The 23386-nt window shown below is 62.5% G+C and carries 28 protein-coding genes and 1 pseudogene; 23 read left to right on the top strand and 6 right to left on the bottom strand.

From position 1 onward, the window contains the following. Positions 1–205: 205 nt before the first annotated feature. On the bottom strand, positions 206–733 hold the full coding sequence (locus QJT78_RS10025; RefSeq protein WP_028148910.1) for a DUF417 family protein: 528 nt from the start codon (positions 731–733) through the stop codon (positions 206–208). A 476-nt stretch (positions 734–1209) separates the two neighbouring features. Between QJT78_RS10025 and QJT78_RS10020 the strand changes: the two genes are divergently transcribed. The 6 genes and pseudogenes from QJT78_RS10020 to QJT78_RS09995 form a co-directional block, all read left to right on the top strand. Continuing rightward, a complete protein-coding gene (locus tag QJT78_RS10020; RefSeq protein ID WP_028148909.1) occupies positions 1210–1575 on the top strand; it encodes a response regulator in 366 nt (121 codons plus the stop codon). A 212-nt stretch (positions 1576–1787) separates the two neighbouring features. Beyond that, the gene (locus QJT78_RS10015) at positions 1788–2231 is read left to right on the top strand and encodes a sigma-70 family RNA polymerase sigma factor (RefSeq protein ID WP_281460225.1); all 444 of its coding nucleotides are present in this window, start codon (positions 1788–1790) and stop codon (positions 2229–2231) included. Positions 2232–2320: 89 nt separating this feature from the next. Beyond that, positions 2321–3268 (top strand): L-histidine N(alpha)-methyltransferase, encoded by a 948-nt coding sequence (gene egtD, locus QJT78_RS10010; RefSeq protein ID WP_240537518.1) that lies wholly within the window; start codon positions 2321–2323, stop codon positions 3266–3268. Between the two features lie 133 nt (positions 3269–3401). Continuing rightward, on the top strand, positions 3402–3656 hold the full coding sequence (locus QJT78_RS10005) for a hypothetical protein (protein ID WP_028148906.1): 255 nt from the start codon (positions 3402–3404) through the stop codon (positions 3654–3656). A 37-nt stretch (positions 3657–3693) separates the two neighbouring features. Continuing rightward, positions 3694–4380: a sensor histidine kinase gene (locus tag QJT78_RS10000; protein WP_049807494.1), complete on the top strand. Its 687-nt coding sequence runs from the start codon at positions 3694–3696 to the stop codon at positions 4378–4380. A gap of 19 nt (positions 4381–4399) precedes the next feature. Further along, positions 4400–4837, top strand: a pseudogene (locus tag QJT78_RS09995) (DUF417 family protein); the annotation flags it as partial. Here QJT78_RS09995 and QJT78_RS53145 read toward each other — a convergent pair. Further along, positions 4764–5468: a TMEM175 family protein gene (locus QJT78_RS53145; protein ID WP_080586506.1), complete on the bottom strand. Its 705-nt coding sequence runs from the start codon at positions 5466–5468 to the stop codon at positions 4764–4766. The pseudogene QJT78_RS09995 and the gene QJT78_RS53145 overlap by 74 nt on opposite strands. Before the next feature lie 364 nt (positions 5469–5832). Between QJT78_RS53145 and QJT78_RS09985 the strand changes: the two genes are divergently transcribed. The 7 genes from QJT78_RS09985 (at position 5833) to QJT78_RS09955 (ending at position 12777) form a co-directional block, all read left to right on the top strand. Then, positions 5833–7479 (top strand): ATP-binding protein, encoded by a 1647-nt coding sequence (locus QJT78_RS09985; RefSeq protein ID WP_028148904.1) that lies wholly within the window; start codon positions 5833–5835, stop codon positions 7477–7479. A gap of 2 nt (positions 7480–7481) precedes the next feature. Then, positions 7482–8096 carry a response regulator gene (locus QJT78_RS09980; protein WP_028148903.1) on the top strand — a complete coding sequence of 205 codons (615 nt, stop codon included), beginning with the start codon at positions 7482–7484 and terminating at the stop codon, positions 8094–8096. A gap of 340 nt (positions 8097–8436) precedes the next feature. Continuing rightward, positions 8437–9369 carry an AraC family transcriptional regulator gene (locus QJT78_RS09975; protein WP_038942492.1) on the top strand — a complete coding sequence of 311 codons (933 nt, stop codon included), beginning with the start codon at positions 8437–8439 and terminating at the stop codon, positions 9367–9369. Positions 9370–9554: 185 nt separating this feature from the next. Continuing rightward, the gene (locus tag QJT78_RS09970; protein WP_028148902.1) at positions 9555–10424 is read left to right on the top strand and encodes an alpha/beta hydrolase; all 870 of its coding nucleotides are present in this window, start codon (positions 9555–9557) and stop codon (positions 10422–10424) included. Between the two features lie 41 nt (positions 10425–10465). Continuing rightward, a complete protein-coding gene (locus tag QJT78_RS09965) occupies positions 10466–11440 on the top strand; it encodes a zinc-binding alcohol dehydrogenase family protein (RefSeq protein WP_028148901.1) in 975 nt (324 codons plus the stop codon). A 32-nt stretch (positions 11441–11472) separates the two neighbouring features. Next, a complete protein-coding gene (locus QJT78_RS09960; protein ID WP_028148900.1) occupies positions 11473–12243 on the top strand; it encodes an SDR family oxidoreductase in 771 nt (256 codons plus the stop codon). A 123-nt stretch (positions 12244–12366) separates the two neighbouring features. Next, a complete protein-coding gene (locus QJT78_RS09955; RefSeq protein ID WP_028148899.1) occupies positions 12367–12777 on the top strand; it encodes a DUF2000 family protein in 411 nt (136 codons plus the stop codon). Between the two features lie 29 nt (positions 12778–12806). On the opposite strand, the gene QJT78_RS09950 is transcribed toward QJT78_RS09955, so the two are convergent. The 4 genes from QJT78_RS09950 to QJT78_RS09935 are packed head-to-tail and all read right to left on the bottom strand — an operon-like array spanning position 12807 to position 14703. Beyond that, positions 12807–13100 (bottom strand): hypothetical protein, encoded by a 294-nt coding sequence (locus QJT78_RS09950; protein WP_157790042.1) that lies wholly within the window; start codon positions 13098–13100, stop codon positions 12807–12809. Beyond that, a complete protein-coding gene (locus QJT78_RS09945) occupies positions 13066–13332 on the bottom strand; it encodes a DUF6510 family protein (RefSeq protein WP_224580600.1) in 267 nt (88 codons plus the stop codon). Before QJT78_RS09945 ends, QJT78_RS09950 begins: the two co-directional genes overlap by 35 nt. Before the next feature lie 5 nt (positions 13333–13337). Then, positions 13338–14099 carry a ferredoxin reductase gene (locus QJT78_RS09940; RefSeq protein WP_028148896.1) on the bottom strand — a complete coding sequence of 254 codons (762 nt, stop codon included), beginning with the start codon at positions 14097–14099 and terminating at the stop codon, positions 13338–13340. Continuing rightward, on the bottom strand, positions 14086–14703 hold the full coding sequence (locus QJT78_RS09935) for a sulfite oxidase-like oxidoreductase (protein ID WP_281460224.1): 618 nt from the start codon (positions 14701–14703) through the stop codon (positions 14086–14088). The genes QJT78_RS09940 and QJT78_RS09935 overlap by 14 nt, the downstream gene beginning before the upstream one ends. A 102-nt stretch (positions 14704–14805) precedes the next feature. Here QJT78_RS09935 and QJT78_RS09930 point away from each other — a divergent pair, with 102 nt between their 5' ends. The 10 genes from QJT78_RS09930 to ureC all read left to right on the top strand — a co-directional run bounded on the left by QJT78_RS09930 (position 14806) and on the right by ureC (position 23250). Then, the gene (locus QJT78_RS09930; protein ID WP_281460223.1) at positions 14806–15699 is read left to right on the top strand and encodes an amidase; all 894 of its coding nucleotides are present in this window, start codon (positions 14806–14808) and stop codon (positions 15697–15699) included. Next, positions 15696–16463 carry an amidase gene (locus tag QJT78_RS09925; protein ID WP_281460226.1) on the top strand — a complete coding sequence of 256 codons (768 nt, stop codon included), beginning with the start codon at positions 15696–15698 and terminating at the stop codon, positions 16461–16463. Before QJT78_RS09930 ends, QJT78_RS09925 begins: the two co-directional genes overlap by 4 nt. 247 nt (positions 16464–16710) lie before the next feature. Continuing rightward, positions 16711–17319, top strand: coding sequence for a cytochrome P460 family protein (locus QJT78_RS09920; RefSeq protein ID WP_028148893.1), 609 nt, complete (start codon positions 16711–16713; stop codon positions 17317–17319). Positions 17320–17343: 24 nt separating this feature from the next. Continuing rightward, on the top strand, positions 17344–17925 hold the full coding sequence (locus QJT78_RS09915) for a cytochrome P460 family protein (protein WP_028148892.1): 582 nt from the start codon (positions 17344–17346) through the stop codon (positions 17923–17925). 62 nt (positions 17926–17987) lie between these two features. Continuing rightward, positions 17988–19262 carry a beta-propeller fold lactonase family protein gene (locus QJT78_RS09910; protein ID WP_028148891.1) on the top strand — a complete coding sequence of 425 codons (1275 nt, stop codon included), beginning with the start codon at positions 17988–17990 and terminating at the stop codon, positions 19260–19262. A 111-nt stretch (positions 19263–19373) separates the two neighbouring features. Then, positions 19374–20285, top strand: a complete 912-nt coding sequence (locus QJT78_RS09905) for an urease accessory protein UreD (RefSeq protein WP_028148890.1) — start codon at positions 19374–19376, stop codon at positions 20283–20285. Positions 20286–20311: 26 nt separating this feature from the next. Beyond that, positions 20312–20614 carry an urease subunit gamma gene (locus QJT78_RS09900; RefSeq protein ID WP_028148889.1) on the top strand — a complete coding sequence of 101 codons (303 nt, stop codon included), beginning with the start codon at positions 20312–20314 and terminating at the stop codon, positions 20612–20614. A gap of 6 nt (positions 20615–20620) precedes the next feature. Beyond that, positions 20621–21199: a HupE/UreJ family protein gene (locus QJT78_RS09895; protein WP_028148888.1), complete on the top strand. Its 579-nt coding sequence runs from the start codon at positions 20621–20623 to the stop codon at positions 21197–21199. Beyond that, entirely contained in the window at positions 21196–21534 is a 339-nt protein-coding gene (locus QJT78_RS09890) for an urease subunit beta (RefSeq protein WP_028148887.1), read from the top strand. Before QJT78_RS09895 ends, QJT78_RS09890 begins: the two co-directional genes overlap by 4 nt. A 12-nt stretch (positions 21535–21546) precedes the next feature. After that, a complete protein-coding gene (ureC, locus tag QJT78_RS09885) occupies positions 21547–23250 on the top strand; it encodes an urease subunit alpha (protein ID WP_028148886.1) in 1704 nt (567 codons plus the stop codon). Positions 23251–23386 lie beyond the last annotated feature (136 nt).

The raw sequence follows: 23386 nt of genomic DNA, 5'->3' as shown, positions 1-23386 counted from the left end.
TGGATGAAGCATCCAGCTTGAGCGCGGGAGAAAAGCGGGAGCCTTCGAAAGGTCGCTCAGCGTGGACAGCGTCAAGGTCTATAAGCCGTCGTCGCAAACCTACGCTCACGCAGATCATCGGCAACGACCTCGCCGATGTAGCCGAGCAGTTCATCGCCCGTCACGGGGGACGACCCTGATCCTGCTGTTCCAGTGCCAACCGGCGCTATTGCATCGCTTCCTGTCGAACAATCCCGTTCTGAGCCGGTGACACGTCGGCGGCTGCCCGGAGGAGGTCCCGCTTGAGCAGATAGACGGAAGCCGCAAGCAGTACGACATCCTTCATGAGGAAGAGGAACGGCAACGTGGCCGCAGGAAAGCCGCCGGCCGGCGCGGCCCAGGCATCGGGGAAAAACGGAATGATCGTCACGGTGGCGACATAGGTCGCGCATGAACCCAGCGATCCCAGGACCGCCAGTCTTCTGCTCCAGAATCCGAGCAGAAGAAGCAATCCAAACAGCAACTCCGCTGAACCCAGGAAGTAGGCCGCGCCGCGCACGCCAAACACCGGATACAGCCAGAAGATCAGCGGACCATTGCTGATGAATGGAATCAACGCGTGCGCTTCGTAGTCGAACCATTTCTGGCAGCTGAACACGAAGAAGACGATGATCATCGCCACACGCGTGGCATGGTAGTCAAAATCGCCTCTGACCAGATCGAGCTCGGACAGCTTCTTTATGAGATGGTCCATCTGATGTCGTCTCATCCTCGAGGTCGCGGATTGGCGGCAAGGGCGGCGTCGACGTCTGTCGTGATCTGAACGGTAGCCAAGCTTCGAAGGGCGCGCTGTGCGCGGATTATCGTGCGTTTTTCAAACTTGCGCTGTTCGGCCGCAGGCGACCGGGATCGGCGTGGCCTGACATCGCGTCGCCCTTGGTGGCTCGCCCTTGGCGCCGCAAACCCATACCAAAGTATGGGTCTGTGCATCACAATCGCGAGATTGTAGGAGTCACCCACCGAACGCATGCTCGGGGCCGACATGCGCAATCGATCATGGCGCAGCTACTGGATTTTCCTCAGTTGGGGAGACCGAACATGTGCCTCTCGCGAACAAGCATCGAACGTCACGACAGCAGCCGCCTGGTCAACTGGAGAGTGGCTTGCGCTTCAATCGACCCTGTTGCGATCGCGTTTCGATGATGATCGCGTCTTGCGAGGGTAAGTCAGGTGAAGGTCCCTTACGTAGGAGTCGTCGATGACGACGAGGCCCTGTGCCTGTCTTTGGTGGATCTGATGCGATCGATCGGCTACCGCTCCGAGCCGTTTGACAGGGCCGAAGCGCTGCTGAGCTACATCGACCGGTTCAGCTTCGACTGCATCATTGCCGACGTTCACATGCCTGGAATGGGTGGGCTCAACCTCGTTCGCGAGCTCCAGCAGCAGAAGGTCGGAGCGCCGGTGATTCTCATTACCGCGCTTCCTCACAAGCAGCTGGACGCCGAAGCGGCCTCGATCGGCGCATTCTGCCTTCTCCGAAAGCCGTTCGAAACCAGCGCGCTGCTCGAGTGTCTCGACAGGAGCCTTCGAAGATGAAAGCGCTCTCGGATGACGACATCACGTCCTCTATGGCGACGCAATCGTCCGGCGGCGACGAGCCCGCGCGTGCACGACCCCGAGGGGATATGGATTCGCCGCGACATGATCGCCGGAAGTCGGCCCGTTGGGAGAGATGGAACGATTGTTCGGAGAGATGGGGCCGGCTTCTGCTTGCGGCGCGAGCAGGGGATGGAAACGCATATGAGCGATTGCTGCGGGAGCTGGATCTGTGGCTTCGGGCCTACTACGCGCGCCGGCTTCCCTATCCCGCCGCCGACGATGCGAGGCAGGAGGTGCTGCTGGCCATTCACGCGAAACGCCACACGTTTGCGGCTTCGAAGCCCTTCGGCGCCTGGGTCACGGCGATTGCGCGCTACAAATGGGTCGATCGCGTGCGCGATGCGTCTCGCTACAGCGCGCTCGCACCCGACGAAGACATCGCAATCGAGGATCACGAAGGTGCCGCGATCAGCGCTGCTGCGCTGGACCAGCTGCTTGGCCGGTTGAAGCCTGCGCAGGAGAGCGTGATCCGCCTCGTGAAGCTCAATGGTCTGAGCATCGCGCGAGCGGCCGGTGCGACCGGACAGTCGGCGGCCCTGGTCAAGATCAATATTCATCGCGGCCTGAAGAAATTGTCGACATTGGTCTCCTGACGTCATTGCGGCCGCCGGCCGGGTCGACCGAGACGTCGTGCGACGGAAAGCTGAAATTGCTTCAACTCCAGAACGAAATGCGATCTACGGTGGCCGACCTGACGGCGGCGTTCCGCTATGACATCATGGAAGGGCTGAGCCTCGCGCCAAAGGCAATTCCAGCGAGATGGCTTTATGACCGCCGTGGATCGGCTCTGTTTGAAGCCATCACGCTGCTGCCCGAATACTACCCGACACGAACCGAGCGATCGATCCTTGCGTCCGCAGTATCGGAAATCGCCGCGCTCGCGGGGCTGGGCCGCACAGTCATAGAGTTCGGCTCAGGCTCGTCGGAAAAGACGCGACTGTTGCTGGCGGAGACGAAGCCCTCCGCCTATGTGCCGATCGACATCTCGGGCGAGTTCCTCCGGGAGGTTGCGGCAGGCTTGTCGCATGCATTCCCGGGACTGCCGATCTATCCAACCGAGGCCGATTTCACCTTCCCCTTTGCGCTGCCGGACGAGATTGCGTCGACTGCGCGCCTCGGCTTCTTTCCGGGGTCGACGATCGGAAACCTGACCGTGCCCGCGGCGGTCGACCTGTTGCGGGCCATGGCGGAGACGCTGGGTGCCGGATCGATGCTGCTGATCGGCATCGACCGCATCAAGGATCAGGATGTTCTCCTGCCGGCATATGACGACACGCAAGGGCTGACGGCCGCATTCAATCTCAACCTCTTGCATCGGATCAACCGCGAGCTGGGCGGCTCGATTCCCCTGGGCGCCTTTCGCCATTTGGCGCGCTGGAATGATGCGGAGGCGCGTATCGAGATGCATCTGGAAGCCACGCGCGACGTCAGCTTCGAGGTCGACGGTCGTGTCTTCTCGTTGTCGAAGGGCGAGACCATCCACACGGAGAACAGCCTCAAATACGGGCGCAGGGATGCCTTCGTTCTGCTGCAGGCCGGCGGATGGAATCCCGTCGCCGATTGGACTGACGACAGCGGGTTCTTCTCGGTCATTCTCGCGGAGCAAAGGCCCGCGCCGGCGGCACCCTAGAATGAATCGGGGCGCAGACGGAATCATTCCAACAATATCGCCTCAATCGGCGCAATCCACGAACAGCGAGGCCCGTACATATGCTGCATAATGTGCGCGTCATCATGGCAATCAACTGCGTTGAGGCGCGACCATGCAACTCCGTTCATCCCTCATCCTGAGCTTCGCCGCCATTCCTCTAACCGCCCTGGCAGATCCGCTCCCGGCGCCGTCGCCGAAAGCGCCGAGCCCGGCTGAAACCGTCCAGGTGCAGCCGCGCGGCAATGAATTCATGCCGAATTCAGTCGCCGAGGATGCGTTGCAGAAGCGCATTACCGACTTCAACCGGAAACAGGAAGGTCTGGACGCGGATCTCGACAAGAAGCTGAAAATCTGCCGCGGGTGTTGATCGATATCCGGTTCAGCAAACAACGATAGGTCTGCACATGAGGCACACTGTCACCGGTTCGTTCCACGACGGCGGAAGCGGGTGCGCGCACTTTGAGCGGATCGCCCCGATCCGGGATGACGCGCTCGAGAATGTCGTGAGCGAATTGCAGCATCGCATGCGCAATATCCTCAGCATCGTTCTGTGCTTCGTGAACAACACCGATGCGAATACGACCGCCGAGTTTCGCGAGGCGCTCTCGGCACGGATCGCGACCCTGTCCGACGCCTACAGGATGATCGAATCGGCGGGAGAGCAGCGCGTGTCCCTCGCGGGGATGCTGGAGCGAACGCTCAAGCCGCACGCGATGTTTCACAGGGGCCGCATTCTGCTCGCGGGGCCGGACCTCACGCTGGAGCCGCACATCGCCTTGGCGCTGCACGTCATCATTCACGAGCTGGCTACCAACGCGAGCAAGTACGGCGCGCTGACTTCGACCGCGGGAGCCGTCGAGGTGATCTGGGAGAGCCCGCCCTATCTCGGCGGACAAGGTCTTGCGATCCAGTGGCGCGAGCGCGGCGGACCGATTGTGACCAAGCCCCAACGCAGAGGCTTTGGCACGCAACTGATCGCAAGGGCCCTGCCGGGCGCGCAGGTCGATCTCGACTTCGCACCCGACGGTATTGTCTGCCGGCTTCTGATCGATCTCGGTCAGACGCCGACCACGCAAGGGCCTGTCAGTTAGGATCAGGAGGATCGACACCATGAGTACTTTGGCGAGTGCGCGGCGCAAATCATTCGCAAGCAGGCTGCCGATATCGAGGCTGCTTGCGGGAGACCTAGACTACCACATCGTCCGGGCATCGATGGTGATCCTGTTCTTCTTCTTCGGCTACCAGAAATGGTGGGCGTACGAGGCGGATCGCCTGGATCCCTTCATCAGCAACGGTCCGCTGATCTGGTGGCTCTATCCCGCTTTCGGCCATCAAGGTGCCAGCTGGTTCCTCGGCGTCGCCGAATGGACCTTTGGTGCCTTGATATTCGCGGGCTTCTGGAGCAAGCGCCGCGGCATTCTGGGCGCCCTTGGATCTACCGGTACCTTCATCGCAACAGTCACGATCATTCCGTTCATGCCGGACGGTTGGGACGCTGCTGCAGGCGGCTTTCCGGCGATGACTGGCAACGTTCCGTTCCTGATGAAGGATGTCGTGCTGCTTGCGGTATCGTTGTATCTTCTGAAGCAGGACGCGGCGCGTGTCCTGCGACCTGAGGCTTGAGGTACACTGCAAGGCAGATGCAGATTATGGCCAGCGCGAGCATGGGATAGTGCAACGAGACGGCCGCCGCGGCGAGGAAGCCGAACAGGGTGGTCAAGGATCGCATGCGCATCATCATGCGCGCCTGGCCCGGGATCTGCTCGATCGCCGGCCGGTCGACGGCTTCCCAGCACAGCAACAGATAGGTCGCGTTCACCAGCGCGAATACGCCGGCGTAGACGGTGACGGGCAGCGGCGCCAGCTTTGAGCTCGCGATCCAGGCTGTCGAGAATGGCAGCAGCGATACGGAAAACAGATGAGCGAAGTTTCCCCAGATCAATCGGGGCGTTGCCGCGCTGGCATAGTGCAGAAGATGGTGATGGTTCACCCAGACGATGGCGATGAAGAGATAGCTGACTGCGTAGCCGATGACGGTCGGCCAGAGTTCGAACAGAGCATCGAGGCTCGGAGCGTGCGGCGGGCGCAGGTCCAGGGCGAGAATTGTAATAACGACTGCAAAAACCGCATCCGAGAGGGCGTTCAGGCGTTCTGTCTTTGGAGATTCCGCGGTCATCATTCCTGTTTCCTTGCCGATGCAGGCCGGCGCGGCAATGTCTCGACGCCCCGATTGGGCCTGAACAGCAAGCGAGTCATGCCGGCGGCCAGCGGGGCGCACTGCCGCTGCTCCGCACTTTCGTAGACATTCGGAGCAGCTGTCGCATCGGTTACACCTGCTTGGAAAAAAATCGGGCGAATGCGCAACGACGTGCATGGCGCGGGCTCTTGAACCATGGCTCTCCGCAACCAAACTTGGCAACGTTCGCAAGTCCCGTTACATGTTGCGGCGTACTGACGCGTTCTCGTCCCACCCCTCGATACGCAAGCGGCGGGGTGATGCGTCGAGACGTCTGGAAATGATTTTCACGACGAGACATCTCGGTATGAGGCTTGATAACGAGACGCACGAACTCGATCTGGTCGCAAAGGCGTTTCAGATTATCTCGAGAGAAATCAGCTATCAGGGATTGGCCAAGGCTCTCCTCGTGGAGGCGCTGAGTTATTCCGGGGCCAGTCGGGGGGCGATCCTGCTCAGCGGACAAAGAGAGTTGCTTGCCAAGGCCGATGCGAGCTTCCCGCGCGAGAGGGCGAACTTCCTTGCCTCCTTCCCCCCGCACGCCGAATTCCGCTTGCCGAGCGACCTTGCCGAACAGGTGCTCGATCGAAAGCAAACGGTCGTGAGGCAAGCCGGCGCGGAGAGCTCGGCACTGATCGACCCCGCGAGCCCGTCGTTTGGAAAGATAGCGCAGCTGTGCCTGCCGTTGATTCACCAGCACTGGGCGATCGGCGTTCTCTATCTCGAAGCGGATGGAGATGCGGAGATCTTCACGCCGCGATGCGTCTGGGTGACATCCATGCTGGCCAATCAGGCCGCCGTCTCATTCGAATCCGTCCGCCTGTTCGAGGCGCTGCGCGAGACCAACATGTGGATGGTCAGAGGTCAGCAGATCGGCGGGATGGGCAGCTATCGCTGGAACACCCGGACCCTGCTCTCGCGCGGATCGCGCGAATGTTACCGCATTCTGGATGTCGACCTGGACGTGAACCCCGTGCCCTTCGAGGTGTTCAGGAGCCGGGTCCATCCCGAGGATTATCCCGCGCTGGAGCAAGACCTCACCGAGGCGATCAGCACGAAGTCGCCATTCACGCACGAGTACCGCGTGGTCCACCGGGACGGCAAGACGTTGCATGTCGTGGCCGTCGGGCAATTCGATGAGGGGCCCACGGGAGACCTCGAGCTGGAAGGCATCATCACGGACGTCTCGCAACGGAAGGCGGCGGAGCAGGCTCTCGCCGACGCGCGAAACGAGCTTGCACGCGCGACGGGCCTGACGTCCCTTGGCGAGCTCGCCGGCTCGATCATTCACGAGATCGATCAGCCGCTGACGGGCATGATCATGAGCGCGGAAGCTTGCCTCCGGTGGCTCGCCCGGGATCCCGTTCAAGCCGCGGAGGCCCGGAAATCGGTCGCGCGCATTATCAGGCAGGCACATCGAGCCGCGGAGGTTGTGACCGGGGTCCGCTCTTTGTTGCGGGGCACGCAGGTCCATTTTGCCGAGTTCGATATCAACGATGCTGTTGCGGAGGTTCTGCTTCTGTCGAAGAGGGAAATCGAGCGCGCCGGGGTCGTCGTCCGTACCGACTTCGATCGATCATCGCCGCGTGTCGAAGCAGACCGTGTTCAGGTCCAGCAGGTCGCCCTCAATCTCGTGCGCAACGCGATCGAGGCCATGGCCGCGGTCGAGGACGGGAACCGCATTTTGGCCCTCTCTTCGGGGGTCGCCGATGGTATGATTTCCGTGGCAGTCGCGGATACGGGGGGCGGCATCAGCCCGGCTGATAGAGAGCGGGTCTTCGAGACGCTCTATACGACGAAGGGAGCGGGACTCGGTCTGGGACTGTCGATCTGCCGCAAGATAGTGAAACTCCACGGAGGAGAGCTATGGGTGGAAGAAAACGGGAGGTGCGGAGCGAAGTTCACCTTCGCTCTCCCGCTTCGCCAGGCGGTTCAGACGTCGGAAAGCCGGTAGACATGCCCCCTTCCGGCGTTGTGCATATCGTCGACGATGACCGCGCGGTTCGCGAGTCCCTTGGCGACCTGCTCGAGTCCCTGCACTACAAGGTCGCCCTGTACGGATCAGCCTCGGATTTCCTGAAGGTCGAGCTGTCGGATGCCCCTGCGTGTCTGGTGCTCGATGTCAGATTGCCCGGCACGAGTGGCCTGGAGCTGCAGGAGTACCTGACGAAAATCAATGTCGGAATCCCGGTGATCCTGATGACCGCCTTTGGCGACATTCCCATGTCGGTCAGAGGCATGAAGCTGGGGGCGGTCGATTTTCTCACCAAGCCGATACGGGACCAGGATCTTCTCGATGCGATCACGGCCGCGATCCGAAAGGACATCGATCGGCGCGACGACAGCGCGCACCTGGCGCAGTTGCAGGAGAAGTTTGCATCCCTGACCACGCGCGAGCGGCAAGTGATGACGCTGGTGGCATCCGGTCTGATGAACAAGCAGGTCGCCAGCGAGCTCTCGATCAGCGAAGCGACAGTCAAGATGCATCGTGGCAGCGTGATGCGGAAGCTCGGGGCAAAAACCGCGGCAATGCTCGTTCGAATGGCCGAAACGCTCCAACTCCAGGGCTGAAGCTTCGGGACTGGTATCTCGTGCTAAATCATCTCGGCGCCGTCCCTGCACGCGACCCATACCTAAGTATGGGCCGGAACAGCACAAGCGTGAGATTGCCCACCAGCGCGATGAAAAGCATGTTGCCCCTGTGCGGTGCTGCCAGCCGGCGTTGGCAGCGCGCCTTGACCGGAGAGGTAACGCCACGTGCAGCTTGCGGCTTCAACGCCCGTATCCAGGCGATCAGGGCATCTCCTCCGTGCAGAAATTCGTTGACGATTGGACGCGGCCATCCGGAGCACAGAACAGGGCGACGACGATGGGGATGTATGTATCAAATTCGAGCGAGAGCACGCCAAGGATGGCGGTCTCCGCTTCGCCAGTCCGGGCGGTGGACGAGACGCTGTCGTCCAGGCCGTCCGACGCGGCGCTTCATCCGACGGTCAACATAACGCCTTCCGAGCCGGTGAAGCGCCTTGGGATAGGCTGGCGCTGGTGGTTTTCGGAGAGCGTTCACCTCCCGGTCGGCAACAGGATTGAATTTCGTTTTCAGGGATCGAGACATCTCCTGGCGTTGTACAACGAGGGAGGACGGAAAAGCGGTGAGACCTCCATCGATGGCCTCTGCTCGTCGAAGCTGCGAGGCTCCGAGCACAGGCTGACCTTTGTCCCGGCGGGACGCGCCTATCGGGAATGGCATGAGGCCGCCTCGTCGGCGCAGGTGACCTTCCTCTATTTCGATCCCGCCGCGCTTCACAAGTCCGACGACGGCGCGGCCGGGCTCGCGCCAAGAATATACTTCGAGGATCCGCTGGTCTGGGAGACCGCCTCCAAATTGAAGAAGGCGATCGAGAGCGCGGAGACGAATTGCACGCCCTACCTCGAGGCGCTTTGCGGTGTGCTCGCCCACGAGCTTTCCAGGTCCGATCACGATCTTGTTCGCGAGCCGGCAGCGGTCAGTCGTGGAGGTCTCGCAGGTTGGCAGAAGCGTGTCGTGGTCGAGTATGTCGAGGGGCATCTGGGAGAGCAGGTCTGCCTCCTCAAGCTCGCCGAGCTCGCCAGGCTCAGCGTTCACCACTTCTGCCGTGCATTCAAGAAGTCGTTCGGGATCCCGGCCTACCAGTATCAGGTGCAGCGGCGCATGGAGTTCGCCAAGCTGCGGCTGGCGGATCGCGCGGCATCGATTACGGACATCGCACTCAGCCTGGGCTATGCCCAAACGAGCTCCTTCAGCTCCGCCTTTCGCAAAGCGACGGGTTGGACTCCTACGGACTATCGCAGGGAGTTCGAATGAATAGATCCGAGGGGCGATATCGGGCAGAGCAGGCGACAGGCAGTCTCGTAGGGGCAGAAATCCCCGGGGAACCTGTAACCGGATCGCCCCGAGCCACGAAATGTCCAGGTGAGACCGCCTCGGATCGGCTGCCATCGGATCATCGATTTCACCGGGCGTAACAGGTGTCGAGGGAGGGACCACAGATGACGAGCATTCGGTATCGCAAGGCCGACGTGGACGGGCTGAACGTATTTTACCGGGAGGCTGGTCGGGCTGACGCGCCCGCTTTGCTGCTGCTGCACGGATTTCCGACCGCTGGCCACATGTTCCGCGATTTGATCCCAGCGCTCTCGGATCGCTTCCGACTGGTGGCGCCGGATTTGCCCGGGTTCGGCCAGTCCGACATGCCGGCTCGCGAGAGCTTTGCCTATACGTTCGCCGCGTTGGCGCAGGTGATCGAACGATTCACGGAAGTCATCGGACTTCCTCGTTTCTCGCTCTACGTCTTCGACTATGGCGCGCCGACGGGCTTTCGGATGGCCCTTCGACATCCCGAGCGCATCGTTTCCATCATCTCGCAGAATGGCAATGCCTATGAGGAGGGATTGAGCGAAGGCTGGAGCCCGATCCGAGCTTACTGGCAAGATGCATCGCAAGCGAATCGAGCGGTGCTGCGATCGTTCCTTTCGCCGGAGACGACGGCCTGGCAATACACCCACGGGGTGCCTGACGTCTCCCTGGTCTCCCCTGACGGATACACGCTGGACAACCATTATCTCGAGCGCCCTGGCGCGGACGAGATCCAGCTCGATCTGTTCGGCGACTACAGGACCAACGTCGCCATGTATCCGGAATTCCAGGCCTACTTCCGCAAGCACAAGCCGCCATTCCTGGCGGCCTGGGGCGAGAACGATCCCTTTTTTCTGCCGGCGGGCGCGAAGGCGTTTCAGCGCGACATGCCGGGTGCGGAAGTGCGCTTCTTCGACACAGGGCACTTTGCGCTCGAGACTCATGCGCGGGAGATCGCAGCGGCGATCGGCGATTTCCTTGGCCAGCTGAATTCGAATGGGTAACGGTCACTTCCCTCGCCGCGAAAAACGTCAGGAGAGCCGTCATGCGCGCTATCGTTCTTGAAAAATTCGGTGGCCTGGACAGCCTCGTCTATCGGGACGTTCCGGAGCCCGAGCCGCAGCCTGGTCATGCCGTCATCGAGGTCAAGGGATTCGGCATCAACCATGCGGAAATGCACATGCGCCGGGGCGAATGGGCCGAAGCGGCGCCGATCAGCGGCATCGAATGCGTCGGTCTCGTCAAGTCGTGCCCGGGCGGAGAATTTCCGGTGGGCGCCAAGGTGGCCGCATTGATGGGCGGTCTCGGCCGGACCATCAACGGCAGCTATGCCGAATACACGCGTGCGCCCGTCTCGAACGTCGCATCGATCGATGCGGATTTGCCCTGGGCCGAGCTCGCAGCGATCCCCGAGACCTTCGCGACGGCATGGACCTGTCTCTTCCGAAATCTCGATCTCGAGAAAGGTCAGCTTCTCGTCATTCGCGGAGCGACCTCGTCGTTCGGTCAGGCCGCGCTGAAGCTCGCGGTCAATGCCGGCGCGCGGGTCATCGCGACGACGCGCAGCCGGGAACGCTTTGCCGTGCTGGAGAAGCTCGGAGCCGCGCGCTGCGAAATTGAACGGCGCGATCTCTCAAAGCATCTGCCCGAGGCGAAGCAGGTCGACGCAGTCCTGGACCTCGTCGGCAACAGCGTCGTGCTCGACTCCCTCGCCATGCTTCACCGCGGCGGCCGCTCCTGTCTCGCCGGCTGGCTCGGCGGGCTTGATCCGATTCCGGATTTCAATCCGCTGCTGCAGATGCCGAGCGGCGTCTATCTGACCTTCTTCGGCAGCTTCGTGTTCGGCACGCCAGGGTTTCCGCTCTCCGACGTGCCGCTGCGGGAAATCGCCGCCGACGCCGCGGCCGGCCGGCTGGACGTCAAGCCGGCGCGGATCTTTCGCTTCGACGAGATTCGCGAGGCGCATCGCGTCATGGAGGCGAACGAGGCGGTCGGAAAGATGGTCGTCGTTCGCGACTGATATTTGCAAGCTTGGTATTCGGGAGGGTTCATATGTCGAAATCAGTTGCCATCGTGACGGGGGCGAGCCAGGGAATCGGCCGGGCGACCGCGGTGCGCCTGGCGCGCGATTTCTCGGCGCTTGCCCTGGTGGCGCGAAACCGCGCCAATCTCGAGGACACCGCAAGGGCGGCCAGGGTCGCCGGCGCCGAGGTGCTGGTGATCGACGCCGATCTGGCCGAACCTCGTGCTGCTCAATCTGTCGTCGACCAGACCTTGGCGGCGTTCGGCCGGATCGATGCCCTGCTCAATATCGCAGGCGCGGTACCTCAGGTCGATCTGTTCGAGACGACGGAGGCACAGTGGGACGCCGGACTGGCGTTGAAGCTGCATGGCGCCCGGCGGCTCACGATCGCCGCCTGGCCGTCGCTCATGGCCGCGAAGGGGGCGGTGGTGTTGATGTCGGGAAACTCGGCCTCTTTCCCCAAGGCACCCTATGCCGCGGTCGGCACCATCAACGCTGCAATCGTCGCTTTGGCAAAGGCGTTCTCCGACAAGGGAATCAGCGATGGCGTCCAGGTCAACAGCGTCCTGCCGGGGCCGGTGATGACGGGCCGCCGCCGCTCCTACCTCGAGCACTGGGCGCCGCTGCACAACATGACCGTCGAGGAAGCTACGGCGAAGTTTCCCAAGGACGCCGGGATCGCGCGTTACGGCGAGCCGGAAGAGATCGCCGAGCTGATGGCGTTCCTCGTATCGCCCGGCGCGCGCTGGATGACCGGCTCGGCGTTGCGGATGGACGGCGGCGAGGTGAAATCGATCTAATCGGTTTGCACCCGAAGGGCGTCCGCGGAAGCGGGCCACTTGCAAAAGCGTTCGATGCGCGCAAGCATGGAGTAAGGGCTCTTTCGCTCCTCGCGAGCGCTGAGGAATAGCGACAAAACCGTCATGCAGTTTGACACCAAGATCGCGGTCGTGGTCCGCACCGACCTTGAGCCGTGGCAGAAGCTGAACGTGGCCTCCTTCCTCGCCAGCGGGATCGCGGCGGCTTTCCCGGCCTGCATCGGCGACCCCTACGAAGACGGCTCCGGGACGAAATATCTGCCGTTGATCGGCCAGCCCATCCTGATCTATGGCGCCGACCGCGCGGCGCTATCACGCGCGCTCGATCGCGCACTGACGCGCGGAGTGACGCCGGGGCTCTATACCGAGGACATGTTCAGGACCGCTCACGACGCAGCCAACCGCGAAGTCGTGAAGGCAGTTTCCCGCACAGAGCTGAATCTGGTCGGGATTTCCATGCGTGCCGAGCGCAAGGTGATCGACAAGATCGTCGACGGGTTGAAATTTCACGGCTGACGCTTTCCGATCTGCTCCGGCCGGCCTTTTCAGTCGTCGCCGGATCTGGCTCGGAGGAGCTCTTCGCGGCGCCTGATCAGGATCTCGAGCCGTGCGGCCTGATCGTCAATTCGCTGGCCGACGAGCTCTTCGCTCATCGCGGCGACCTGTGAGGCGGACTGTTCAATCAGCTCGCGAAGCTTCGCCGCCGTGGCGGCAATCTGGCGCTCGATTTCAGCGAGGTGGACGTCTTCACCGTGCATGGCGGGTCTTTGATTTCGGAGTGTGGCGGGCGATCGGGCGCGGCCTTCAGAAGTACAGGTGCCGGGCACCGTGCATTTCAAGGACACATCCCCTCTGAGTGCGCGTCGCCCTCATCAGATCGCTTCCGCAATCGGCGCACTTGACGAGCGCTTCCACGGGCCCGCCGTCGACGGCGAGAGCGCCGAGGCAGGACACGGTGTTGCATGCCGCGCACCGGATCTTCGTCAGGGTGATGTCAAAGGCAAAGGCTTCCTGAAGCAAATGCGTGCCGGGATCACCGCCGAGAATGAGGTCGGCGATATTGTCTGCCATGGCGATCATGCTCCTGTTGGCCCGAAACGCTCGGTTCTTATGGCGAGAGGGTCGAAGCCGAGCTTCACGAGCACGCTCGAGATGCCTTCGACAAATCCGGTGGGACCGCAAATGAAGAACGTGGGATTCTGCTCGCGTGTAAAGCTGCTCTCTGCGAGCAGCGCCTCGTTGACCCGCCCCCGATGTCCGTTCCAGTCGCTCGGATGCTCGCGGGTGAGCGCATAGACCAGGCGCAGGTCGCGATCGCCACGCGCCATCGTATCGAGCTCATCCCGGTACACGACGTCGGCAAGGCTGCGTGCCGAATAGATCAATGATGCCGGAATGGGTGCGAGCGACCTCCTGCGGTGGCGCAACATGGCCATCAGCGGCGTAATCCCGGTGCCGCCCGCGACCAGGCAAATCGGTCCACCGTGCGTTTGGCTCCAGATGAAATGCTGCCCAATGGGTCCCCGAAATTCGAGAGCGTCGCCAACCCGCAATTCGTCGAGGAGATAGGACGACACCTCACCGTCCTCGACCCGCTCCACGGTGAGAGTGAGCAGCTTTTCTTCCGGGGGCGATGCGATCGAGTAGCTTCGTTCGGCCTGATAGCCGTCATCGGCGGTGAGACGGATGTCGACGTGCTGGCCGGGCCAGTGCCCGGACCAGTTGGCCGGCTGCAGGATGATGCTCTTCACCCGGCTTGTCTCAACCACGATGGCCTGTACGCAACCGGTCTGCCACGCGATCCTGGGCTGCTGCAGAGGCGCATCAATCGCCGTCATAACGTTGCTCCCGCCAGGAATCGCCATAGTTGTGATAACCACGCGATTCCCAGTACCCGGGTTCGTCCTTGGGCATGAAGCGGAGCCTTCGCAGCCACTTTGCGCTCTTCCAGAAGTAAAGATGCGGGACCAGAAGTCGCGCGGGGCCACCGTGCGCCGGGGCAAGCGCCAGACCCTCATAGCGGGTCGCGATCATCGCCCTTCCCGCGACCAGGTCGGTCACCGGAAGGTTCGTCGTGTATCCGCCGTCGCAATGCGCCATGACATAGGCGTCCGGCGGCTCGCTCAGCCCGACCACGTTGAGAAGGTCGTCGAAGCTGACGCCCTGCCAGACCGTGCTGAGCTTCGTCCATTTGGTGACGCAGTGAATGTCGACCGTGATCGTGGTCTGGGGCAGTGCCTCGAATTCGTCCCAGGTCCATTTCCCCAGCAACGACCCGCCGAGTTGAAGCGCAATCTTCCAGTCGGCGACACGGATCTCCGGCGTGGGTCCGGCGGACAGCACCGGGAAGTCGGTCGTCAGATACTGGCCCGGCGGCAGCCGGGCCGCTTCGGGTGTCTGTCGCTTGGATTTGAAGCCGCGAGAAGCGGGAGGTCGGTCCATGGAAGCGTGCCCTTGTGCGGTGACGCGCAGGATGTCCCAACGCGCGTCGGCGTAACCTGCAGCCCACGTCAGCGCACATGAACCCTTAGCGATGCCTTGTCGATGGCCGTCGCGGCGAATGCATCAAGATTGCGAAAGACGAAGCAATCACGGCTGCGCAGGCAAGAACTGTTTCAATGTCAAATGCGGCTTCGTCCTGAAGTGGTTCAGAAGGAGGAGACGATGTCGAGCGTGAGCCGGTCCTTGCATTCCGACGAACTCGCTTACCTCACCGCACACGAACTGGCAGCTCGCATCCGACGGCGTGATCTGTCGCCGGTTGACGTGGTCGATGCGTTCATCCGGCGCATCGAAGCGCGCAACCCGAGCCTGAATGCGCTGGTCTATCTCGATTTCGACGGCGCCCGCGCGAGAGCGAAGGAGGCCGAGCGCGCATTGGTCGCCGGCGAGTCGTGGGGGCCGTTGCACGGCATCCCGTCGGCGCTCAAGGATCTGTTCGACTTCAAGCCGGGCTGGCCTGCGAGCCTGGGCGGCATCCGCGCGCTCAAGCACCACGTCGTGAACGGTTACTGCGTGTTCTGCGAACGCATGGAGAAGCGTGGCGGCGCCGTGTTCCTCGGCAAGACCAACAGCCCCCTCATGGGATTCCGAGGCACCTGCGACAACTACCTCTTTGGTCCCACGCGCAACCCGTTCAATCTTGCCAAGAACACGGGCGGCTCATCCGGAGGAAGCGCCGCGGCGGTCGCCGATGGACTGCTACCCATTGCAGAAGGTACGGACGCCGGCGGCTCGATACGAATCCCCTCCGCCTGGTGTGGAGTGTATGGCTACAAGGCGTCGTTCGGACGCGTGCCGTTCCTCGTGCGTCCCAACGCGTTCGGCGTGGCCGACTCTCCGTTCCTGTTCGAAGGGCCCATCACGCGGACGGTCGAAGATGCCGCCATCGCGCTGAACGTCTCGCCGGCCCTGATCCGCGAGATCCCTTCAGCCTGATCGAGCCGCCCGTCGACTTCACCGCGGCGACACGTCGTTCGATCCGTGGCCTCAAGATTGCCTATAGTCCGGATCTGGACGTCTTTCCGGTCGACGGAAAAGTCGCGGCGACGGTCCGCCGCGCGGTACAGGCGTTTGAGGAAGCCGGCGCTCATGTAGAGGAAGTGAAGCTCGGCATCGTCCGCTCGCAACGGGAGCTGAGCGACGTCTGGTCGCGTCTCTACATGCTTCTGAACCTGCAGGCGATCGAGAACATGAAGCGTGACGGCATCGATCTGTTCGGCGAGCATCGCGACGACTTTCCGCCTGAATACATGGATTGGGTCGAGAAGACCAATCGCATGTCGGGGCTCGATTTCTTCCGCGACCAAGCCGTCCGGTCGGAGATCTACGATGCCTTCCAGAACGTCCTCGAAAGATTCGATCTATTGGTCACGCCGACCGTCGCGTGCCCGCCGGTCGACAACGCCAGCGACGGCAACACGGCTGGGCCGAAGTCGATCAATGGTGTCGAGATAGATCCTCTGATCGGATGGGCCCTGACCTACTTCGTCAACTTTACGGGCCATCCGGCAGCCTCAATTCCAGCAGGTCTGTCCGACGGGCTTCCGGTCGGGATGCAGATCATAGGTCGGCGAAACGCCGACTTCGACGTGCTGGCCGCGAGCGCGGCTTTCGAGCGGCTTCGTCCCTGGCAGGACAATTACCGGATCTGCCGCGAGCGCCCCCTGAGAGCAGCCCCGCTTTCGGACCTCATCCGCTGACCTTGCACCCTCTCGGTCGTTTCCATGGCCGTCGGCGCCGCGATCGCGGCGCCGATTGGGGCCGCGCGCCTTGCTTTCGCAGCGTCAGCCTCTTCACCGATCGCAGGTTCGGCACGGAATGCATCAAGATGGCCAAAGCGGAAGCAATCCCCAGCGCGCAGGATCCTCCGCGACTGGCTAAGCCATCTCTCGACAGGTCAATCGTGCCGGCGCCTCGCGCGTTCGGCCGCAGTCGCGGGAGAAGACAATGCGCGTGAGAGTCCAGGCAGCAGCGGCGGTCATCGTAGGCAGTGCGGTCGCAACGATCCTGTTCTTCGGATCGCTCAAGGATAGCAACGCCCAGAGCAATACGCGCTATCTGCCGGAATACACCGCGGACGGGCAGTTGCTCCTGCCGAAGAATTTCCACGAGTGGGTCTATGTCGGCTCGCCGCTGACGCCGAATGCCCTCAACGGCGGGCAGGCGAACTTCCCGGAATTCCACAACGTCTATATCGAGCCGGGCTCGTACGCGATCTACAAGAAGACCGGCGAATTCCCCGAGGGGACGATCCTGTTCAAGGAGCTGCAGCTGACGCTGCCGCAGGAGAATGCCGACGGCTCGCGAACGGAAGCGTCGGGACGTGGCTACTTCCCGGGCCAATGGAACGGCGCCGACGTGACCGTCAAGGACTCGAAGCGCTTCGCCGACACCAACGGGTGGGGCTATTTCAACTTCAATCATCACGAACCGAAGGCGCCGACGGCCAAGGTGAAGTCGAAGGATGAGTGCGCCTATTGCCACATCGCCAACGCCAAGAAGGATGAGGTCTGGACCCAGTTCTATCCGCTGCTGGACAACAAGGACGCGCGGTGATCGCGTAATCGGCGGAAGATCGGCATGAAAATCCTCAAAGCCGCCTGTGTCGCCGCCGTCGTGATCCTTGGGGTCGCGGCCGCGGTCAGGCAGTCACAGCTGCGGGCGAACGCGGCGGAGGGCGTTTCGACCGGTGCGAGTGTCGCCGACCGCGACGGGCATCTGCACGTGCCCGATGACTATCGTACGACCTATCAAATCCTCGGAAGCTGGGCGATTGCGGCGGACGACAGTCACGGCTCGAAGGAACTTCACGTCGTGTACGCCTCGCCGGGAGTGATCGACGCCTATCGGAAGGACAAGCGCTTCCCGGACGGTGCGGTGCTGGTCAAGGAAGTGTTCAAGGCGGCAACCTCTGAAATGACGACCGGCACCGTCAGCCGCGCCGATGCTTTGATGGGATGGTTCGTCATGGTGAAGGACACTGCGAACCGTCACCCGGAGAGCGCGCTGTGGGGCGACGGCTGGGGATGGTCCTGGTTCGATGCGGGCGATCGCTCAAAAACGACGACGACGAACTGCAGGGCCCAATGCCAGGCGTGCCATGTGCCCGTGCGGGCGTCCGACTGGGTTTACGTCGATGGATACCCTCCGCTGAAGCCATAGCAATGGTGCAGGTCACCGAAAGGCATTCGATTTACCAAAGCCAATCATCAAAGGAGCGAGAGATGGCTAAAGAGGCGACGACGAGCGAGATGGGAATGTCGAAGGGGCAGACTGGTCATCTCTATATTCAGACCAACGAGATCGACAACGCCATTATTCACTACACGCGGCAGGCGGACGGCAAGCTGGCCGAGGTCGCGCGTATCAAGACGGGCGGCGCCGGCTCCGGGGAATTCAAGCCGATCAGCGGCCAGGACAGCGCGCCCAACTCTTACGAGGGTGCGGGAAGCGTCATCATTACATCCGATCGGCGCTTTTTGTTTGCGACCAATGGCGGAGACAATTCCGTTTCGAGCTTCCGCCTGGAGAGCGACGGTCGTCTCACGCTGCTCGACGTGAAGTCGACCGGCAACCCGGTCGAAGGCAGGAGCGGCACGGCAAAATCGCTGGCTTTCGCTCCGTCGACGCGCACGCTCTTCGTGCTGCACGCGTTCGGACCGGATCATCTTCGGCTGATGTCGGTCGATGCCGAAGGCATGCTCAAGACGCGGCCCGAGCGATATACGGTGAACACGTACAGCAAGCGGAACCGTGTCTCCACCATGGTCGTGGTCTCGCCCAACGAGGAGCTTGTGCTTGTCGGCACCACTTTCGATGAGCCGATCGCGCTCACCGGCCTGTATCCCGACGGCTCGCCGATTCTCTGGGTTCAGCGCGCCGGCGGCGCGTTGCACTCGATCGCGTCGAACGCACCGGATCCGGACGGCCTCGCGGTGTTCGCCCTGCAAAAGGACGGCTCGCTCGGCACGGCCAGGTTCTACGATGCGAAGGGCGGTTCTCCGTTCTACATCGCGTTCCTGAATCAGCGTCCGAATACGTTCGTGATCGGCTATGCCGTCGGTGACGGATGCTCCATCTGCACCATCGAGAAGAACGGCTCGATCAAGATCGGCCCGCTCGTCAAGATCGACACCAGCGCGGGCCTGCCGTCCGAGCTGTGCTGGCTGGCCATCGCGCCCGATGATCGCACGATCTACGCGACGAATTTCGGCTACAGCAACATCAGCAGCTACCGCATCAACGGTAGCGGCCTGGAGATTGCGTGCGATCCGGCGTGTCCGAAGGTCCTCGGCGACGGCACCGCGAGGGGATTGAACGGAACCGTGACGAGCGGTCCCAGCGATAGCTGGATATCGCCCGACGGCGCCTATCTCTATCAGATCTACGGCAACGCCTCTAAGCTGGTCAGCTACAGCACCCAGCCGGACGGTTCGCTGAAGGAGATCGGCAGCGTCAAGATCCCGTACAACGGCTCCCAGGGTCTTGCGGGTTTCTGATCCCGGTTTCGCGACACGAGGTCCGGGCGTGGTCGGCATTGCCGTTCCGCGCCCGGCCTCTCCCTCGCCGATATGCGAGACACACACGGTCAATCATGAGCCCCGAAACTGATGCTTGAAGCAATTCACGAGCGCTCTCGCGGGACATCCGCGGCTCATCCCGGCCATCCGGGCGAAGGGCAGGGCGCCACGGAAAAATTCGATCTGCAGCGCGCTGTCGGGGAAGCTCGCGTGGTGTTCTCCGGCGCCGCAAACGGCACGGAGATCATCGACGTCTATCAGAAGTTTCCGATGGCCGTTGCCTTCCCGAATGTCGACGATCATCGGCGCAAGGAGGCGGTCCTCATCAATACCTCGGGCGGTGTCGCAGGCGGCGACGAGATCAGGATCGAGGTGGTCGCTCAAGGCAATGCGTCGGTCGCGGTGACCACGCAGGCCGCGGAGAAGGTCTATCGGGCGCTGGATCGGCCTGCCCGAATCCGGACGCGGTTAACGGCTGAGGGAAATGCCCAGCTTGCGTGGCTTCCACAAGAGACGATCGTCTTCAACCAGGCGCGCATCGCGCGACAGACCGAGATCGATGTGAGCTCCGGCACCGAATTGATTGCCCTCGAGTGGCTGGTTCTTGGCCGCATCGAAAGCGGCGAGGAGGTTCTTGCCGGACACATCCTGGACAGTTGGCGCGTCAGGGTCGACGGCCGTCTGGTATGGGCAGATGGCTTCCTCGCCTCCGACCAGGCGCTCCTGCAGCTTCGGAAGACGGCGCTGCTCTCGAACTGGAAGGCGATCGCGACCATGATCTATTTCGGTCCGGGTCTTGAGTCCCGGCTCGAGAGATTGCGCGAGATCGGTGCTTCGCTGGAATGCGCGTGCGGCGTCACGATCGTGGGCGCGATCATCGTGGTCCGGGTCGCCGCGATCGCAAGCGTGGATCTCAGACGAGGTCTGCGCCGCTTCCTTGATCAACTCGACCATGAGCTCGGATCCGGTCCCTTCGGAGTGCCGAAGATGTGGTCCTGTTAGCAGCGCGGCCAAGTGGGAGGAGCATCTTGAATCTGACGCCACGGGAACGAGACAAGCTGATGATCGCCCTCGCCGCGATCGTCGCGCGCGGCCGGCTCGCGCGCGGCGTCAAGCTGAATTATCCCGAAAGCATCGCATTGATTTCGGATGCCATCATGGAAGGCGCCCGCGACGGACGATCGGTCGCGGATCTGATGTCCGAAGGCGGCCGGCTGCTGCGCCGCGACCAGGTCATGGAGGGCATCCCGGAAATGATCCGCGAGATCCAGGTGGAGGCAACGTTTCCGGACGGGACCAAGCTTGTCCCGGTGCACAACCCGATCCGATAGGAGCTGATGATGCGTATCGTCCCGATTTGCGTCGCCGCGTTGAGCCTGCTTGCCGCGCCGGCCTTCGCTCATCCCATTCCGGGCGCGGGCAGCTCGTTCGACGCCGGTCTCGTCCATCCGTTCAGCGGCGCGGATCATCTGATTGCGATCACCTTGGTGGGAACGTGGAGCGCGCTCGTGGACGGATCCGCGAGAGCGGTGTGGCCGCTGACCTTCCTGATCGCGATGCTGGGCGGCTTCGCCGCGGCAAGCGCCGGACTTCAGATGGGCTTTGTGGAGGCGGCGATCAGCCTCTCGGTGGTGGCGCTGGGAGCGTTCGTTGCATTCGAATTCAGGATGCCCGTCATGCTCGGCGCAGCGGCCGTCGGCCTGTTCGCATTCTTCCATGGTCACGCCCACGGACCTGACGCCGCCTCGATGCTTGTTCCCTACGTGATCGGCTTCACGACGGCGACCGCCGCTCTTCTCCTGACCGGCATGGTCATCGGGCTCTGGGGAGGACACGCGGCCAGACGAAGCTTGCTTCGCGCGGCGGGCGTCTGCGCCGGGCTTGTCGGGCTGCTGCTGCTCGGAGGCGTGGCATGATTCCCGGGGAGGTCATTCCGGCTGACGGCGACATCGTCCTGAACGGGGACAGAACGGGATCATCGATTACCGTAGCCAACACCGGCGACCGGCCGGTCCAGGTGGGCAGCCATTATCATTTCGCCGAAGTGAACGCCGCACTCGCGTTCGATCGATCCCTTGCCCGTGGGTGCCGCCTCGATATCCCGGCCGGGACGGCCGTGCGGTTCGAGCCGGGTCAGTCGCGCGAGGTCTCATTGATCCCGTTTGCCGGAGCGCGGCGCATCTACGGCTTCGGCGGCGGCGTGATGGGACCTCTGGAATCAGGAGCCGATGCGTCCGGCGCCAACGAATAAGGTGAGGAAGACATGTCCCACACGATGAGCCGCGCGGCCTATGCGCAGATGTTCGGCCCCACGGTCGGCGACAGGGTGCGCCTGGCGGACACCGATCTGTTCATCGAGCCCGAGAGGGACCTCACGACCTATGGCGAGGAGGTCAAGTTCGGCGGCGGCAAGGTCATTCGCGACGGCATGGGACAATCGCAGCTCACGCGCGCGCAGGGCGCGGTCGATACGGTCATCACCAACGCGCTGATCCTCGATCACTGGGGAATCGTCAAGGCCGACATCGCGATCAGGGACGGGCTCATTGCCGCCATCGGCAAGGCGGGCAACCCCGACATTCAGCCGGGTGTCTCCATCATCATCGGGCCGGGGACGGAAATCATCGCGGGCGAGGGCAAGATCATCACCGCCGGCGGAATGGATACGCACATTCATTTCATCTGCCCCCAGCAGATCGATGAGGCGCTTTTCTCGGGCGTCACGACCATGATGGGTGGCGGCACCGGACCTACCGCAGGGACGACGGCGACGACCTGTACGCCGGGGCCATGGCACATCCATCGGATGCTCGAGGCGCTGGATGGCTTCCCGATGAACTTCGGCATTTTCGGCAAGGGCAATGCGAGCGTCCCTGCGGGCCTGGTCGAGCAGATCGAAGCCGGCGCGTGTGGCCTGAAGCTGCACGAAGACTGGGGCGCAACGCCCGCATCGATCGACTGCTGTCTCTCCGTCGCCGACGACATGGACGTGCAGGTGATGATCCACACCGATTCCCTGAATGAAGGCGGGTTCGTCGAGCGCTCGATCGCCGCGTTCAAGGGCAGGACGATCCATGCGGCTCATACGGAAGGAGCCGGCGGCGGGCATGCGCCTGATATCATCAAGGTCTGCGGCGAGAGCAACGTCATTCCGGCCTCGACAAATCCCACGCGTCCCTACACCGCGAACACGCTCGACGAAGCACTCGACATGCTGATGGTGACCCACCATCTGGACCGCCGCATTCCGGAGGATGTCGCCTTCGCGGAGAGCCGCATACGAAAGGAGACGATCGCCGCCGAGGACATCCTGCACGATCTCGGAGCGTTCTCGATCGTGTCGTCGGATAGCCAGGCGATGGGGCGCGTCGGCGAGGTGATCACCCGGACGTGGCAGACTGCCGACAAGATGAAAAAGCAGTTCGGGCGGTTGCCGGAGGAGACCGGGCAGAACGACAATTTCAGGGCGCGGCGCTACGTCGCGAAATACACGATCAATCCGGCCATCGTGCAGGGCATGTCACGCCATGTCGGTTCGGTCGAGGTTGGAAAGCTCGCGGACATCGTCGTCTGGGATCCTGCGTTCTTCGGGATCAAGCCCGACATGGTCTTGAAATCAGGCATGATCGTCGCCGCGATCATGGGTGATCCCAATGCATCGATACCGACGCCTCAGCCGGAATATTACCGGCCGATGTTCGGTGCCTTCGGCCGTTCTCCCGGCAGAAATTCCGTGACCTTCGTCAGTCAGGCCTCGCTCGAAACGACGAGACAATTGGGTCTGGCCAAGCAACTCCTGCCGGTCTCGAACACGCGATCGATCGGCAAGCATTCCATGATCCTCAACGACGCGCTGCCTCGCATGGAGGTCGATCCCGAAACCTACGAGGTGCGGGCCGACGGACGGCTGCTCACGTGTCCGCCGGTGAATGTGGTCCCGATGGCGCAGCGCTATTTCATGTACTGACGCGTTGCCGGCATGGTGGTGCGATGACAGACCAGACTTATGGACATACGGCGCTGGCGTTCCTGAGGCTGCAGAGCTGGCTCTCGCCGTCGTTCCCGAACGGCGCCTACAGCTACTCGCACGGACTGGAGTGGGC

The organism is Bradyrhizobium sp. Mp27 (assembly GCF_029953005.1).
GTDB classification, from domain to species: Bacteria; Pseudomonadota; Alphaproteobacteria; order Rhizobiales; family Xanthobacteraceae; genus Bradyrhizobium; species Bradyrhizobium barranii.
This window is presented reverse-complemented; position numbering and strand designations above follow the sequence as displayed.